Here is a 15229-nt window from a genome sequence, read left to right as displayed (position 1 = left end):
CCTTCCCTGTAAACCTCTTGTAAACGTTCTTCCCCTTCTGAAGCGTCCTATTGAACGCGGGCACCACGATTTAACCTCTGGCCACTTGTTGACCAAACCGTTTAAACCTTTGCATCAGCCTTATTGTAGAGCCTCAGAGCACCGATTTATGCCGGTGCGTCTACTCCAGAAATACGCCCCGGCATGTAATGACGGGTCGTTTGAAAAAACATCTCAAAACCTCCAGCCACAGATTTGTCGGGCGCAAGGCGCAACTCCCCTGTATGCTGTCTCGTCACCGTCAGAAAACATTCCCGGTTAAACCCGAAAATCTCGTCCGATAGCGAAGCATCCGTTAAACCGAATCCCCTCCCCTTCCAAGTGACGCCAATCCTTTGGCCGTCACTTGTCCGGGAAAAGAGCCATCATCCAGACCAATTTTGCAGAGGACATACCCCGGAAGGCATGCACTCTCATGGTCGGGTCTTTCGAGTAGGCATTTAATTGGTCGCCACCACGCGTTACCTGCCAAGAGCCTTGGACTGTCGCCACACGAGAAGATTCCAACTTCCAGTGCCCGGGTATCTCTCCCGGCCCGCTCCTTGCTCAAGAAACTTCACTGCCTCTTGCCGAGTCCACGATGGGTTAAAGCCATCGCTTCCCGTTAGCAACCTCTACTTGACCCACACTCCCGTACCGCAGCTTCCAACTTGAGTAGTAACCGACTGGACCTCCATGAAGAGAGGTATCCAGCCCCCAAGTAGTCCGAGTGATGAACTCGACACACTACGGCTTAAGCTTCCCCGTTTAGTTACAGCCAGATTGCGAGCGAAACTCTCTCTTCGCCCTACCTGGCAGTCCTGTCGGTAAGTGGTATGACCCACGGTTCAAATGCGCTATGTGCCTGGTTAAACCCAGGTCATAGTTGCGACCAGAGACTCTCTCTGTCCAGGTCTTTCGACCTGATAAACCTTTCAGCATACGGAGTAGTAGGCTCCGCTTACCCCACGCACTTGAATGGTCCCAGTTTGACTGCCCAGCTCTGCCAGGTTCCACACCCATAGGGATTACTCCCATGTAATGCTTCAGCTCTTCTGCCGATTGCCCTTTTCTGGCAACCCCCGCGTACAGTTCGGTACGCGATGCCTGGTGTTCAGCCCCAAAGAGGGCCTAACCCACCATGACAACTCCGCATTGGGTGACACGTTGAACAGGCCATCCCATTGGATGGTCCACAAGGCCATACTGAGAAACAAGACTCAGTACAGCGAACCCCGTGTGCAGGATTCACGCCGCTTTGGCAATGGTACCTGCTTTGGAACAACTTCCTTGTTGTTTGAGCCTTTGTTCTCCAAAGACTCACTGTAACGACCACTTGCACCATGATTGGTAGATAGTGCAAGCAACATTTCACGGTCGCCGTACATCCCCAAAGGACCTTTTTACTAAAACAAGCCTTGGTCCCTTGATTCACAGGATCGAATGCGGAGATTACTCTCAAACTTCAGCGACTTCGAAACAGAGGAAGTCGCTGCTCTTTAAGGATTACTTCACGCAAGCCTCCTTCGAGCTGAACTCAAATCGTTGCTGGAATCCTTTCCGGCAAAAAGTGAGCTACTGTAGGGTCCACATTTCACGAGCAAGCATCCTGCCTACTCCTTTTGCTGAAACGGGTGAAAAGGCAAAGCTTCAATGCTTTGATTCACCGCCCTGGCGCAAGCCCCTCTCGGAGCACGCCGCTCCACCATGAACACAGTTTCTGGGGTCATTACTCCCCTCATCCCCTTAGCTGGCTGGTAAGACCAGTTTACCGGGTCGTGTTCGCGGTCTGGATGATGTGCAATCTTCTGTCGAGAGGGGGAATTGCCCTCTCTGCAGTTCTTGACAACACGAGCAAACCACTCCTGATCAATGGCCGCTCTGACGAGGGGGAACATAGCAGACCACGGCACCTAAAATCAAACAGGAGTTGAAAAGATTTGCTTAGTGTGAAACTACGTGCCATTATCCTGATCAGGCTAGCGGAGTGAATGAGCGGTTTAAGGGCCAAGGTGTTTTCTCTTTTTTAATTGAAAGTGAGGTTCTACAATGGCTAAGAAACGACCCTTCACAGAAGCAACACGCCGCCGAAATATCCAGGGAGCCCTCTGGCAAAATTTCGATGGTAATGGTAATGCGTTTTATGCGCCAAGTGTTACCCGGTCTTACAGAGACCAGAATGACAAATGGCAAAACGAAGTGCTCCATCTCTCGCTCGACGATATCCCCCGTGTTATCGCCGTTCTTCGAGAACTGGAGACAAAAGCGTACGAGCAGATGCAAGTTGACTACGCAGCTCGCTCAGCTAATGGTGATTCGGAATCTCAGCTCCCTGTGGGAGCTGCTGCGACTGAATCGGACAACTTCTAACCAAAGTAAAGGTCTATGCTCTAGCCGCTCTCACTCCAGCTAGACCTTTTTTTGCCGCAGTACCATGTCTGTCAAGCTGCACGAATCTTGTGCCAGCGAGCTTTCATGGCCCTTAGTTGCCACTTGCGAGCTTCTGCGGAGTTCCCATCTCTTAGACTCTGGTCATAATAGTGCTTAAAAAGTCCAGAGCGAACAGACCGGTCGGCAAAATCATCGTAGTTTCCTTCCGCTCGCAACTTTGCGACAAATTCCTGGAAAGCTGCCTCCTCTGCTCGCTGGCGTTCCTGTTCCGCCAATTCTTGCTTGCGTTGTCGCTGAGCAAACTTTTGTTTCGCACCTTGCCTCGCTAAGGCTTCTGCCTGACTTTCTTCTTGTGACTTATACCCGGCAGGATTTGGCCATCCGTAGCGAATAGAATCTACCAGATAGCCGGCTGGATTCTGTTTGTTTTTGGGATCCGAGTTTTTCAGGAGCCAATCATGGACCGCTATTTTTTCAGTGATGAGTGGCTCTGGAAACGAATCCACCAGACTGCCGGCACAAGTCGGCTTGAATCTACCTGTAGTCACCCCCCGTTTTTGCAGTTCTGCTTCGAGAAAAGTCGCTGGCTTTACTTCCTGCTGAGGTGGCTTAGTAGCGCTCCTTCTAAGTTCGATGCCACCCGTGTCGGTATACCTTTTTGAAAACACGTCTTTACGCAAGTAGCCTTGAGCAGTCAATTCTTTGATCCCTTTGTCGAGCAAACGCTTCAAGTTGGCCGCATCGTAGTTGCGACTCAGACCGATTTTCTCGCGAGCAAAGACCAATACGTCAGGATGCCTGAATCTAGGGGAATACCAGAACCACTTATCCAGATAGCGATAGAGCTGTTTTGACACCGGGTACTTGAGTCGCAGATAAAACTGGTAATCTAGGCCCTTCGTGCGTTCTTTGCGAAACTCTTCCACCACGACACTCCCTAACACCACATAAGACGGGTCTTCGGACTGCTCAAGCTTCGTTCGTCTGCCAGTCCGACTCTTCTTTTCAAACAACTCAAAATCGTCAATCAGCGAAAACCCTTTGGTTTTGAATTTGCCGTCCACCCACCAGGCGTTTTCATAGAACAGGTTGACTCCCTTCCAGATCTTGAGGGACTCTCTCGCCAGGCGGTAATAGTGGGCATCATCGGGCCAACCGAGTTTTTTCAAGAGTTGATATCTGGTGAACTCGATCCGGGGATTTTCGTAGTTGCCCCGCTCATTGAATAACTGCAAAAGAGCAACAAGAAGCTTATGATGGGTAATTGTGGGTAGGCCATATTTGTCGGAACCTGTGATGGTGAGTTTTTGGTGGAGCGGCTCACCGTTGACCCATTTAGTTTCGTTGAACTCAAGAGTCTTCACTCCTTTAGGAGCCGTGGTGGAAAGAACTGAGAGAGGAAACTCAACGAGATTCAGGCCATCTACACCAGAGGTAGTCGCTTCCACGTGAGACTGCTTGTGTTTTGCCTTTCCCATCACCATCTCTAAAAGGAAAAAGCAACCACAGAATTCCTTGTTGTTGTTTTGATTGATCTATTTAACAAGATTGTCTCCTCATAACTCCCCGATCACATTGGCAATCCACCGACAATCCTGTACCAGATTACGGTAGCTGCTGTATCAAATTACGGTAGATCCTGTATGGCATTACGGTAGTTCCCTGTACGGGATTACGGTAAGTGCTGTACAGACTTCCGGTAGTTGGTGTGATGCTATTCGAGGCAGAAATGGATTCAGAAAAAACACATATTCCTCTGTGGCGACAACAAAAACTACTTGACGAACTACACGCAAGCAGGCTACCAGAGAAGCACCACACAACTCCTGGCATGTTCGGTTTGCTCGCAAGGACCACTGCCACATTTCGAAAAACTCCCGCTCCACCAAGCGGAGCTATTATGCCTGAAGCTTAGGCAGCTTTCCCCAAGAGTCATTTCTGCCTTGCTATTTCAAGCAACTTGAAGTAACGCTAGCTCGGTTCGGTCTGTTTTGGCAAGAGAAAATATCGAGGCAGTTGCAGAAACAAAAAAAGCATTCTTCTCTCCCTTGCCATTCTGAATTCAGAGACGGTACCTCCTAAGGAGCCTTGGCCGCTTCGAGTGAGTTGAGACCGAACTGATTTTTCGATTGCCATTCCCAGATGTCTAAACGGGACAAAACGAGACATTCCTCAAGTGCTAGTTTGGCTACGGTTCTCTGAGCAGATATACTCATGATGTAACTCAATCCGGGGTGGCAGACATGGCAAGATCAGACAAAGGCAGTGCAGGGTTTCTCCGTAAGGTTGGTATTACGGGTCGTGCGAAGCATGTTCGCTCGGTCGAGAGCGCAGTTACGACAGCCTGGGGAGTTAACTGGGATGAAGATCTCATCGCCCGGGATATCTTGCAGAATTTCTTCGATGCCAACCGGGAAGCCGTGGACCAAATTGAAGTATCCCTACAAAACAGAACCGTTGTTGTGATTTCCGCTCCCACTGCATACGAACTAGAACGCCTCTTCTATTTGGGCAGCGAAAAGGGGGAAGAGGACGTTGGGCAGTACGGCGAAGGATTTAAGGCGGCAGCGACGTGCCTGCTACGTGACCACAACGTAACTCCTGTAGCAGTCTCTGAAAAAAGTGCAGTCGTACTTCGTATTGCTGATACTCCTGCCGTGAAAGACAGTAATTTATACCCTGTGGTCTATGACTTTTTTGAGATCGAGGAATCTATCCCAGGAACCCGGTTGATTCTTTCAGGTTGTCAAAGGCCACTTATCGATGCCATGCGACTAGGTCTGACTCACTTCCTCTACGAAGGAAACGAACTATTGGGGAGATGTGTCTGGACATCTTATAATGAAGACTTCGCACTCTATGAGTCAGAAAAACGAGATGGCTACGTATTCTATCGCAATCTTCGCCGGGGGGTAATTGAAGACATTCCTGTGGTCTTAGTCATCAACAAACAGTACAAGAACATCGAAAAACTCATCGAAAAAGACCGCGATCGCAAGGCCTTTGGTGGCAAGCTGATGGATGAGTTTTATCGGCGCTTTGTCGGTGGATTAGGTTATGCACGTTCCGAGGTAATGGACTATCTGCTGCTCGCAACGAAAGCTCGCTGGGAACGTGGCGTTCCTCTACTGGCCACTCTGGCAAACCTACAACGGTACCCATCCACTGACAATGAGCTGTTTGACGAATACTATGCCACTTCGAAGCCGCACAATGACTCCGACACCATTGAGTACCGGCGGCTGGAAAAAGAGTGGGAGCAGGAGGGCAAGAAGAGGCTGCCGGCCTATTTTTCGATTCTCGGGGCAACTTCCGCAGAAAAGCATCTTCGTAAAATTCGTGAGCGAGCCAGGAAAGATACCCACCGCAAGAATTCTCGTGCGCCCACTGACGTGGAACGGGATTGTCTTGCCGCATTAGCCGAAGTTTTGCGTGAACTCTCCCCTAGTATCAGCACTCATTTTGAAAGTCAACGTACGCACTATACTGTGGCAAAAACAGAGGTTGTCCTGGGGGAGCTCAAACAAAGCCGCGAGTATAAATCCCGTGATCTCTTTTTTGCAGAAAGCGTTTTCGAGTCCGATTTTCCACTGGCATTGGCGGTTTATCTTCACGAACACGCACATATCTTTGGCTATGACGGTGACCGCAGGTTTACCGACGCACTTACGGAACTTATCGAAGTCGTTGTTCGTAATCGTAAATCACTCGATGTGCATGAATCTGCCTGGAAAAAAAGCATCAAAGCGGTTCAGACCGAGCGCGCGACGAATGGCCAATCCAAACAACGCTCATCATCAAAAGCATTAATACATCAGCTTGATCTACTGGATGCTGAAGACCTGCGCGATCTACTTGGAAAAATACCTCCCATAGAAGTCAAACGTGCCCTCTCTCAAACTGCTGGGCGAAAAGAATGAGAGCTAGGTGGGCCTCGATTGAAATGGCTTATTCCACCTCAGCCTTATTCCAGACTCCACATGTCTTTTGAGAATCCAAACATTGCCCCAAACTCCTACAAAACTGGTCAGATTGCCCATTCATCTACTTGGAAGAGCTTTCAGATTCAATTCCCCCTCGGCTTAGCTATCGATACTGATGGCACCTGTTCAACTCTAATAGCTCCCCAATTATTGGTTCGTCGACACAACGACAAATCCAACAAGCGTTCATGCACGGAGGACGGCCAACTTTCTACCGCCTTAGCCTTCTATTGCCTGCTCTCGCGAGTTGGCGAAACCGCGACTTTACGAGCAGTCGTTCGAGCTTTCCGATGAATTGTCGATGCATCGTTTCTGGATTGCATCGTTCTATCGAATGCTGCAGCGAGAAATAGCTGATTCGCTGAAACCATGAAGCGCGTGAGCGAGGCTGCATCCGCTAAACGGTTCGCACGCGCTCTCCTGCGACCGTGCATTCGGTCACGCGGTCGCGCGACCGGACGAGTTAGCGTTCAAAAAGCCTCTTGTGAGATCCGACATTTCTGTGTCAGGGTGTAGTCATGAATATTACCTTCGCACACACTAAGGGTGGCGTCACCAAATCAGCCCTCGCCAGCAATCTATGTGTCTGGCTCCACCAAAAAGGCCATAACGTGGCAGCCATTGACCTGGATGCCGGAGAATATGGCAATAAATCACTTACTACGAGCGTGGGGCAAGCGGCACCAGAGATTCCCATCTATCAGCCGGCAGACGCGGCAGAGCTACGCGACTTGCTGCCACAACTGGCCGAACAGTTTCAGTTTACAGTCGCCGATGCACCGGGTGGTTTTCAGAGTACCACACAAACCAACGTTGAACTCTTGAAACACAGCGATTTTGTGCTTATTCCAGTCAAACCTGAGTTTGATGCGATTGAGCCCCTGTCTGTCGTTGAGCAGATTATTGAAGTAGCCCGGCTAGAGAATCCCTTACTCCAAGCCCGCGTGATTATCAATTGTCTTGATGGTCGGACCCGTACTGGACGCGATCCCCAAAGTATTGTGGACATGATTCATGCGATTACTCCAAATCTGAAGATCATGAATCAAAAAGTTCGGATAGATAGTTCTGCTTTCCAAACAGCCAGAATCAATGGTTCGGTCGTTGTCCAGGGAGGCCGGTCCCCGGCCCAGGAAGATTTGAATTCACTGTTTGCTGAGCTATTGAGCGACATGATCGCCGCCATCAGTCGGCTTAGTCAAAAATTGGCAACTACTGCGTATAGCTAAGGAGGGACAGAATGAAACAGAAACGGTCAATGGACGAGGCACTCTCTGCTGCTAAAGAATTGCGCAAGAATCTTATTGCAACTCACTCTACTCAGCCACCATATTCTGACTCCCACTTGAAATTCATTAATTCACCAAACAGTTTACAAAATCCAATAGCGGGCAACTCGCAGCACGAAGGCGTTGCTTCAGCTTCTCTAAGCATCGAGCAGTCAACTGGTTTTGTAGCAAGTGTCAAACCCATTTGGGTGAGGCATACGATTGGCCTTAGAGATGCGACGAGTATCAGCTTACGAGACGCTGCCGATGGACAGAAACGAAAAGAGCGGCATGGGCAATTGAGAGTAGGAGAACCTGCTAACGAACAAGAAATTGCCGACCTGGGAATCCGGCTGGCACTTAGGCAACTTGGCTACGTCGAAAAAGAATAAAACCAATCCAAACTATTCGCACTCCCATCCAGCACATCGAGTATCGTAAAAACCGTGAGGGACAACTGAGTGCCTACATCACCGATACGCGCATCCGTGTTCAGGACCTTTGCCCAGTCGGAAGTCCATGGCAAATCACCAGATTAAATTGTCGCGTCCTTTCCACAGTTTTCCCTGGCTCAATTGCATGAGGCTTTGCTTGCTATTTTGACCATCGTGGGGCGTTTCTGGATGAACTCAGATCAGCACGAGGAGTTTGTCGCCTTGATGAAGGGAAACACTGGTCCTGGGCCACTTGAGCAAAAACTTCAAAGTCTCGGAGCAGACGGTGCGGTTTCATCGGGATGAGCAAGTGGATCCGGCAATTGCTGCGGGACTGCGTCAAGGCGGATTCGACGTAACGACGACTGCGGGTGCTGAACTCCTTTCCGCTCCCGATGGATCACTTGTGGCATTGGCTGAAAAAGAGAATCGTGTCATCTTCACCCATGACCAGGATTGTTTGCGAATTCATCCCAAAGGCACGATTCATGCAGGAGTTTTCTATTGCCCACCGCAATCAAAAAGTATCGGGCAAATCATACGACACCTGTGCCTGATGCACGATTGCCTGGAAGCGAGTGAGATGCAAGGAAACTTCGAGTACCTCTGAAGTCATCCAGTTTCCGCTTCGAAGCCAATTAGGGCTAGTGTTCCCTGCTTCGCCCGTACCATTGCAAGAAGCCTCAATTGTACAGGAGGTTTACTCAGCAAACGACCGCCAGGCTTCCAGAGTGAGCGACGGTTCAGAGTTCGCCAAAAAAACAAGGCCCACCAAAAAGGCGGGCCTTGTCAAATTGTTCTTATTCAGTTCTTCGATTAGTCTTAAGAAGACCGTCGTCGACTACCGGCAAACGTGACCAAACCGAGCACTGACCAGACAGCAAACGAGGTCAATTCCGGTACCACACCAGGAGTTGACTCCAAGGCAGTAAAGATAAAGTCTGGATCAGTTGCGCCTGAGGGACCAGTTGACTTGTTTTCAATCCGAACCGTACTCAGTACATCTCCGGGGCTGAAACCAAACAACGATAAATCAAACGCTATCTGATTGACATTCTCAGCGAAACCACCGTCAGCAGGCACGTCGTCAAATTTGAGCCACTTGGTAGCACCGGAAGCCGCATCGATAGGAGTGTTGCCATTGAAACTAATGGTCCAATTCGTTCCTTCAGGATCAATGCCTGTCGGTGTGTTCGAAGGCCCAGAAGGACTGGTAATTTCATAGATGACGAAGGTATTATTGCCAGGGCCACCGATAATCAGCCCGGGACCACCGTAGGTCAATTGGAACCAATCGAGGGGGTTGGTGCTATTGAATGAGAGTTGATCACCTGGATCACCTCCAGCTTGAACAGCGGCGAGTTCACCCGTGGTAAACCCATCCACGCCAGCCGCTTGGTCCCAACGCTTCCCGTCGAATGTGACGTTATGACCAGGCCCTTCAGAGTAAGTGACCGCAGCTCCTGTGAACTGAGCGAGGTCAAAATTATAGCTGTCGATAGTAATACTAGCCCAAGCTTGAGAAGCGGAAAGTGCCAACAGTAAAACTAGACTGATCTGAGAACGAAATGCCATCATGCCTCCTGAAGTAAAATTAGGTACGAGTTAATCAAAGGTGTTTAACTGGGGCCATCCTAACTAGCGAAGAAGGCATGGTCAAGCATTTCGCAGTCGAAAATTCGTGTCTCCCTCAAAAGATCTGGAGCAAAAGATCTCCCTTCTTAATGCGTTGATACTAGAACCGCTGGGAACCCATACCCTTTGGTAGCGAACAGAGTATGGATTCTAGACCTATCGATTCCCTCATCAACCAGTCGTCCGCACCATAGCCACAAGCATCGATTGTACAGGAGGTTTACTCGGCAAACGACCACCAGGCTTCCAGAGTGAGCGACGGTTCAGAGTTCGCCCAAAAAACAAGTCCCGCCAGATTGGCGGGACTTGTCAAATTGTTCTTTTGTTGCTGGAGTAACTTGACTACAAACGTCTTCGACCGCCGACGTACGTGACTAGTCCGAGCACAGACCATACAGCAAACGACGTTAATTCGGGAACTATGGCGGACGCAGCAGTTCCTGGAGAGAAGAGGTTGCCGGGTGGAATCGTACTATGTTTCACGAACCCTCCAGTACCATCAGGGGATCGAGTGAGTGATTGGTCATCACCTCCCTCCGATCCGTAAGTGTAAGAAGCAATTAGCACAGGGGTACTTGAATCATCAAACAGTTGTACCGTATCCCCTGAGTTTGACAGGCCAGTACCTATAGAGCCGTCATCCGTAAAAACCTGGATCGAACCAAACCCTGTCGGTGTACCTCCACCGAATAAAACCACAAACTCGCCCGGCGCGATCATAGTAGCGAAAGGAAAGGAAAAGACACTGCTGGTATCATCGTCACTTAATGTCCATCCGCCGATGTCTACGGAGCTTAAACCCGTGTTCAACAGCTCAATAAATTCATCATGGGTGGCAGATCTCACACCATCCCCATTGGCATCACCGGACAAATCCGCAGCCGGATCGGCATGTATCTCGTTGATAACAATGGAGCCCCGCGATTGGAGGGGTACAAGAAGGACAACAAGGAAAGCAACAAGCTGAACGTATCGAATCATAATAATAGAAGCCTTTGCTGAGGGGCCGTCGAACATTCCCCATAGTGTGGTCTACATCGAATCGAGAAACAAGTATTTTTTTCGAAATGAGTTGCCCTTGTGGGAACCCGCAGTGAACCACGGTTGGAATCCAGGCAATCGCTAAGTCACCTGCAATTAGAGACTTACCTCATAGTCACTCTGCTAACTTGCCAATTCGTGGGGGTAATTACTTTCTCATTATTATTGGGGAAGCCCCGGGGATTGGAAGACGAACACCCGAGGGATGCCCCCTAATCCCGAAACAGTTCCTCCCCGCCCCCCGGACAATTAACCCCCTTTACAACTCCTGCAATGCCTGTTGGTCGGTCTGCTACTGATTCTCCTCTTGGGGTCTCCGGTTGGTCGTTTGGCATCATGGCAAGTCGTTATTCTTGCCCGAGAGCATGCTAATTGACGTACCCTATCAAGTAGGGGTGCCATCCTTGGTTGATCTTGCCCCCGAGACGGTGTACCGCCACTTTCTATGCCGAATTATTGATTTTTTGGTATTTTGGTGTATTCTCGGTAAGGAGCTCGGGCGTGTCCTGCTAGCCCGCAGATTTTCCCGGGCTTTGGGGCTTTGTGGTCGTAGTGTCCTCTTCCGCAAAGCCCCCCCCTTTATTCTCTCGCTGAAATATTGGGCTGGATGTCCTCACTTCAAACTCTTGAGCAAAGTCCTAAACAGTTTGCCACACTTTTTACGGTCAACCAAAAACGCGAATTTCGGATGCTTGCATTCCAAATCCAATGTGGGTAGAATACCCTTGGGTGCATTCATCCTAGAGGGTTGAGTCGCTTTTCTGCTCATCTGTACGCGGTAAAAAAAATGTCAATACATCTTACAGAACGACAACGACAAGTTGTCCGGCTCACAAGTCTCGGTTGTTCAACCGAGGAAACGGCTGCCATTCTTGGCCTCGCGGTTTCCACCGCTGACAATCACAAAGCAGCGGCGATGCAACGTCTGGGAACCGACAAGGCCGCATTGCTCACAAGACTTGCCATCAAATACCGGATATCGTCTTTGAAGGATAAACTTTCCGCCGCAGAAAAACGCAAGAGCGGACGGAAAAACGACGGTTGGAACTGAGCAAAGCATTGCGTGGAGTCAAGGGTACCCCCCCTTCACCAATTGTCTCTTTTCTCCCGTCCCTTGCTCGCGCCAATGTTGTGGGCATTTATTGCAGTAAAATTCTTTCACATCCGGCGTTTCGTTTCTCAGTCGTTCGAGATGGTAGCCGCAATCGGGACACCATCGCTTTTCAGAATCTTCCATGCTTGCCTGGGAATAATTTGATTGTTTGCAGAATGCGGGCATGATATGCCCTACTTCCTAGCGAAGACAAGATCGATCATTGGCTTCCAGGTGCCACCACTTCAAACGCTTGCGCGAAGCCCGCAAACGAGCTAAGCATTTCAAAGCACGTGACAGCCATCCACCCTAGCTAGCGGCGGTCCGTTTCGCCTCCGCCGCCCTAACCGGACGGGCCAGGTAATTTCAAAAAAGAATAGGCAGCGATTGGGGTGGAGAGCTGCAGTTCCCTAAGAAGGGTGGCATCCAGAGCTTGGAGCGATTTCGGGCTCAATTTATTGGGGAAAATCGGTTAAGGCTACATCTACTCCCCGATGGCATTTTCACTCTGGGTGCAAATGCTCAACCTGCGTGCTTCTCGAGCAAAGGTGCGAAGCTCGGCTACGTGATCCGAGGGGCCCGCTCGTTGGTGGGATCGGGTGAAAGAGGCAGGTCAAATTCGAAATTCCGAATTAGCAGCCACCAGCTCCCGAATCCTATTTTTCTATTCCCGCAGTTTCCGCCAGCCGTGGACTTCCCAACCTTTCATGGTGAGTCCGATTTTGGCGAGTTCTTCCTCCATTTGTTTTTTGGATTCCTTCACTTGTTTACGGGCCTGGGTCTTCAGACCATCCAAATAACGCCGCTGGTTATCGGCTGCGCTTTTTTTAGTCAGTTCCGTCTGGACAAGGTCAACTACTTCGCGTGAACTGCCTAGATAATGAGATCGTTGTCTACCCTTATCGCGGTAGCGATAGGCGTAATACGGTCCTCGTTTGACTCCGCCTGTAGTTCGATAGCTTGCCACCAGAGAACCTTGTTTCTCCCATAGAAGCTTCTTCACGGAGCACCACCACGAATCCGCTTCGTGTGAATCTGGGGGGATTTGGTCAACGTTTTTGAGTTTTTCCATGTTTCTCACGCCGGGGTCCCTTACTTCACTGAGGACAACGACAGGTAGGGCTGAAATTGGGTAACACTCTTTCGTGGTTGCTCGGTGCAGAGACGAAGTCCCGTTTTATTTGTAGAGACTATAAGGTTTGTATTTATTACGGAATTCTTTGATTTTCAGGAGCAACTCCGCTGTGTTGATTTTAGTCTGAGCGATCTTTAGGAGCTGATTAAGCCTTCGCCCACTCTTGGTGGTGCTCGAAGTTTTTCCGGGGTATTCTCTCTGAGGGCATTGCGAACCAAGATCCTGGTGCTCGACAGCTTCGTCCCACGCCAGATAAACCATGGTGGTCCCGAAGGTCCTTTCCAGGGCTGAAAGACCAGTTTGCTTGACTAACTCCTCATACAGGGGTTGAATATCAATCAAAGCCTGTTGTAGTTCAGCGGGTAACAAGCTAACACATACGTTCGCGGGCCTCCAAGGAAGTTTATTCAATTGGTTTTGCAGTCCGAGTCCCCGACACTTGTTCATGTATCGTTCTTGTTCCGCCTGCTCGGCGATCTCAGTGTCAACCTGTTCCAAAAACAGCGTACTTTTGACACCTGCTGCTTCTCGAATTACTTTCTCCCATTTTTCAGCTACCATTTCGTCAGAGGATCTTTCGTCTTCCTGTTCGGGATCGGTGGCTGCAGGATTCTCTGGCGCCGGCTCCTGGGGTAAATCATCCTCCAAGCCGCTGTCGCTGTTGGATCCCGAAGGTGCTCCGCACCCTTGCTCGGATAAGAAAACTTCTTCAAGAGACTCCTCGGGGGTTAGGGGAGCAGCCGGGCCCAGCGGGTCTGGCTCAAGCTCAGCTTCGCCATCGGTGCAGGACAATTGCCCTTTAGGTCCCGACGCATACTTTTCGACCTCAGCGTTGCTGGCTGCGGATGGGGAATACCCATTTCGTGGTGGATCGTTTGCGGGTCGATCCACAGGATCTTCGTTGTCGGAAAGGGCTTTCTCGCGAGCCTCGTTAGCCCTGAATTGGGCGACAGCTTCTACTGCCAGGTCGAGTTCTGGCAGTGGCTCAGCGGCAGCACTATTAGGCTCATCGCCTTGAGCTTCCTGCTTGAATTGGTCGGAGTAGTATTCGCGTTCTTCTACGTACTTGCGTTGTAAGAGCAAAAGTTGCTCGGGGCAAGAAGATCGCGCATATTTCAGACCATCATTCCATATCCCTTGGAGGTCTTCCAGGGAACGGTATTCATACTCGTCTAGTTCGCAGTCATTCTCGTCGAGGCTTGCAGCCGAGGAATCCCCATTGGAACTGGGGCGAGAATACGAAGACTGGGTTTGGGGAGGCTGAAGGTTCATGAGGAAGTTTCCTTTGATGATAATGGTTGTGATAAAAACCGTGCCAAACATGGGCTCAGCCGGAGTCCCAGGAGACTCCAACACAACACCTATCACTTCCCCTTCGTGACTTCCTTGTTTCCCCGTTCAAGGACTAGCAACGCTAGCAGGCATCGAGGCGCATTAGACGAAGAATTTGCAAAAACTGTCAACGCCGATTACCGGGGTAAGTAAAAAAGAGCCTTTTTAGATGAGTGGGCCTTATTTTAAAGCCTTTTTTGACTCAGCCGATATCCCGGCAAGCTCAGGAAAGGCACCCCAGAGTCGAAATTCTGGCTCTCCCAAAACATTTGAGCCGCATGAGCTCCCCCCAATCTCCTCTTTGGCCAACGCCAAAAAAATGGCACCGAGTGCCCAACCCAAACCAGTCCCCAGTCCCCAGATCCCAGCCCCGGGATTTATCGCTCGCCCCTTGTCACTCACCACCAACCACCCATCGGATAGGCATCCCCGGCCGATTAGCCGCCGTCGAATCCCCTCAAGGTTCAAGTCGTTAGCCTCTGCCAAGTCCGTCGCGGCAAGAAAGCCTTGCATGATTGATGGTCCCCTGAAAGAGTGAAACCATCGAATTGCAATAAGTGCTCAGAGTTGGAAAAGGTCCCGGCAAAAAATTGATGTCGGTCATTGACGTTAGGTCGTATGCCAGGAACGTGAACATCGTGGTCGCCTAGAAAACTTCTCGATGCAAGTCGCAGTCGGAGCGCTCGGCTAGATAGACGAGTAACTCTTGATGGTGACAATGTTCAACCCTCCATTCCAAAGTGAACGTATCGGGTGGCCAATAATGGCAGTTGCGGATAGTCAACCGAACAACGCGTGCCGGAACCTTTCACCATTTGAGCTGGTGCAAAGAGATCGTGTGGCACGATCGACTTGCCGTTCAGCTCGGAAACGCCCCGCGGGTTATTAACCAGCCGGAG

At 50.2% G+C, this 15229-nt stretch carries 12 protein-coding genes; 6 read left to right on the top strand and 6 right to left on the bottom strand.

Features of this window, described 5'->3' with window-relative positions; all coding sequences use genetic code 11:
- Positions 1–2067 precede the first annotated feature (2067 nt).
- Positions 2068–2388: a hypothetical protein gene (locus Pr1d_RS16080; protein ID WP_148074481.1), complete on the top strand. Its 321-nt coding sequence runs from the start codon at positions 2068–2070 to the stop codon at positions 2386–2388.
- 71 nt (positions 2389–2459) lie between these two features.
- On the opposite strand, the gene Pr1d_RS16075 is transcribed toward Pr1d_RS16080, so the two are convergent.
- A complete protein-coding gene (locus Pr1d_RS16075; protein WP_168205275.1) occupies positions 2460–3887 on the bottom strand; it encodes a replication initiator protein A in 1428 nt (475 codons plus the stop codon).
- Positions 3888–4796: 909 nt separating this feature from the next.
- On the opposite strand from Pr1d_RS16075, the gene Pr1d_RS16070 reads away from it, so the two are divergent.
- The 4 genes from Pr1d_RS16070 to Pr1d_RS16055 all read left to right on the top strand — a co-directional run bounded on the left by Pr1d_RS16070 (position 4797) and on the right by Pr1d_RS16055 (position 8704).
- Positions 4797–6329 (top strand): hypothetical protein, encoded by a 1533-nt coding sequence (locus Pr1d_RS16070; protein ID WP_148074479.1) that lies wholly within the window; start codon positions 4797–4799, stop codon positions 6327–6329.
- A 581-nt stretch (positions 6330–6910) separates the two neighbouring features.
- Positions 6911–7621, top strand: coding sequence for a ParA family protein (locus tag Pr1d_RS16065; protein ID WP_148074478.1), 711 nt, complete (start codon positions 6911–6913; stop codon positions 7619–7621).
- Between the two features lie 11 nt (positions 7622–7632).
- A complete protein-coding gene (locus tag Pr1d_RS16060; protein WP_148074477.1) occupies positions 7633–8052 on the top strand; it encodes a hypothetical protein in 420 nt (139 codons plus the stop codon).
- Positions 8053–8380: 328 nt separating this feature from the next.
- Positions 8381–8704, top strand: coding sequence for a DUF5615 family PIN-like protein (locus Pr1d_RS16055; protein WP_148076418.1), 324 nt, complete (start codon positions 8381–8383; stop codon positions 8702–8704).
- Between the two features lie 212 nt (positions 8705–8916).
- Here the strand turns inward: Pr1d_RS16055 and Pr1d_RS16050 are convergent, their stop codons facing one another.
- Both Pr1d_RS16050 and Pr1d_RS16045 read right to left on the bottom strand, forming a co-directional pair.
- The gene (locus Pr1d_RS16050; protein ID WP_148074476.1) at positions 8917–9672 is read right to left on the bottom strand and encodes a hypothetical protein; all 756 of its coding nucleotides are present in this window, start codon (positions 9670–9672) and stop codon (positions 8917–8919) included.
- 399 nt (positions 9673–10071) lie between these two features.
- Positions 10072–10710 (bottom strand): lamin tail domain-containing protein, encoded by a 639-nt coding sequence (locus tag Pr1d_RS16045; RefSeq protein WP_168205274.1) that lies wholly within the window; start codon positions 10708–10710, stop codon positions 10072–10074.
- An 847-nt stretch (positions 10711–11557) separates the two neighbouring features.
- On the opposite strand from Pr1d_RS16045, the gene Pr1d_RS16040 reads away from it, so the two are divergent.
- A complete protein-coding gene (locus Pr1d_RS16040) occupies positions 11558–11821 on the top strand; it encodes a response regulator transcription factor (RefSeq protein WP_148074474.1) in 264 nt (87 codons plus the stop codon).
- A gap of 706 nt (positions 11822–12527) precedes the next feature.
- On the opposite strand, the gene Pr1d_RS16035 is transcribed toward Pr1d_RS16040, so the two are convergent.
- The 3 genes from Pr1d_RS16035 to Pr1d_RS16025 form a co-directional block, all read right to left on the bottom strand.
- Entirely contained in the window at positions 12528–12935 is a 408-nt protein-coding gene (locus Pr1d_RS16035; protein ID WP_148074473.1) for a hypothetical protein, read from the bottom strand.
- Positions 12936–13040: 105 nt separating this feature from the next.
- Positions 13041–14270 carry a prolipoprotein diacylglyceryl transferase gene (locus Pr1d_RS16030; protein ID WP_148074472.1) on the bottom strand — a complete coding sequence of 410 codons (1230 nt, stop codon included), beginning with the start codon at positions 14268–14270 and terminating at the stop codon, positions 13041–13043.
- Positions 14271–14510: 240 nt separating this feature from the next.
- A complete protein-coding gene (locus Pr1d_RS16025; RefSeq protein ID WP_148074471.1) occupies positions 14511–14843 on the bottom strand; it encodes a hypothetical protein in 333 nt (110 codons plus the stop codon).
- Positions 14844–15229 lie beyond the last annotated feature (386 nt).

Source organism: Bythopirellula goksoeyrii (assembly GCF_008065115.1).
Lineage (GTDB): Bacteria > Planctomycetota > Planctomycetia > Pirellulales > Lacipirellulaceae > Bythopirellula > Bythopirellula goksoeyrii.
Note: the sequence above shows the minus strand (reverse complement) of the source record. Positions and strands in the feature narration are given on the sequence as shown.

Bases quoted from the DNA above. Each gene is read 5' to 3' on its own strand.
- Pr1d_RS16080 (WP_148074481.1), top strand. From the start codon at position 2,068: ATGGCTAAGAAACGACCCTTCACAGAAGCAACACGCCGCCGAAATATC.
- Pr1d_RS16075 (WP_168205275.1), bottom strand. From the start codon at position 3,887: ATGGGAAAGGCAAAACACAAGCAGTCTCACGTGGAAGCGACTACCTCT.
- Pr1d_RS16065 (WP_148074478.1), top strand. From the start codon at position 6,911: ATGAATATTACCTTCGCACACACTAAGGGTGGCGTCACCAAATCAGCC.
- Pr1d_RS16060 (WP_148074477.1), top strand. From the start codon at position 7,633: ATGAAACAGAAACGGTCAATGGACGAGGCACTCTCTGCTGCTAAAGAA.
- Pr1d_RS16050 (WP_148074476.1), bottom strand. From the start codon at position 9,672: ATGATGGCATTTCGTTCTCAGATCAGTCTAGTTTTACTGTTGGCACTT.
- Pr1d_RS16045 (WP_168205274.1), bottom strand. From the start codon at position 10,710: ATGATTCGATACGTTCAGCTTGTTGCTTTCCTTGTTGTCCTTCTTGTA.
- Pr1d_RS16040 (WP_148074474.1), top strand. From the start codon at position 11,558: ATGTCAATACATCTTACAGAACGACAACGACAAGTTGTCCGGCTCACA.
- Pr1d_RS16035 (WP_148074473.1), bottom strand. From the start codon at position 12,935: ATGGAAAAACTCAAAAACGTTGACCAAATCCCCCCAGATTCACACGAA.
- Pr1d_RS16030 (WP_148074472.1), bottom strand. From the start codon at position 14,270: ATGAACCTTCAGCCTCCCCAAACCCAGTCTTCGTATTCTCGCCCCAGT.
- Pr1d_RS16025 (WP_148074471.1), bottom strand. From the start codon at position 14,843: ATGCAAGGCTTTCTTGCCGCGACGGACTTGGCAGAGGCTAACGACTTG.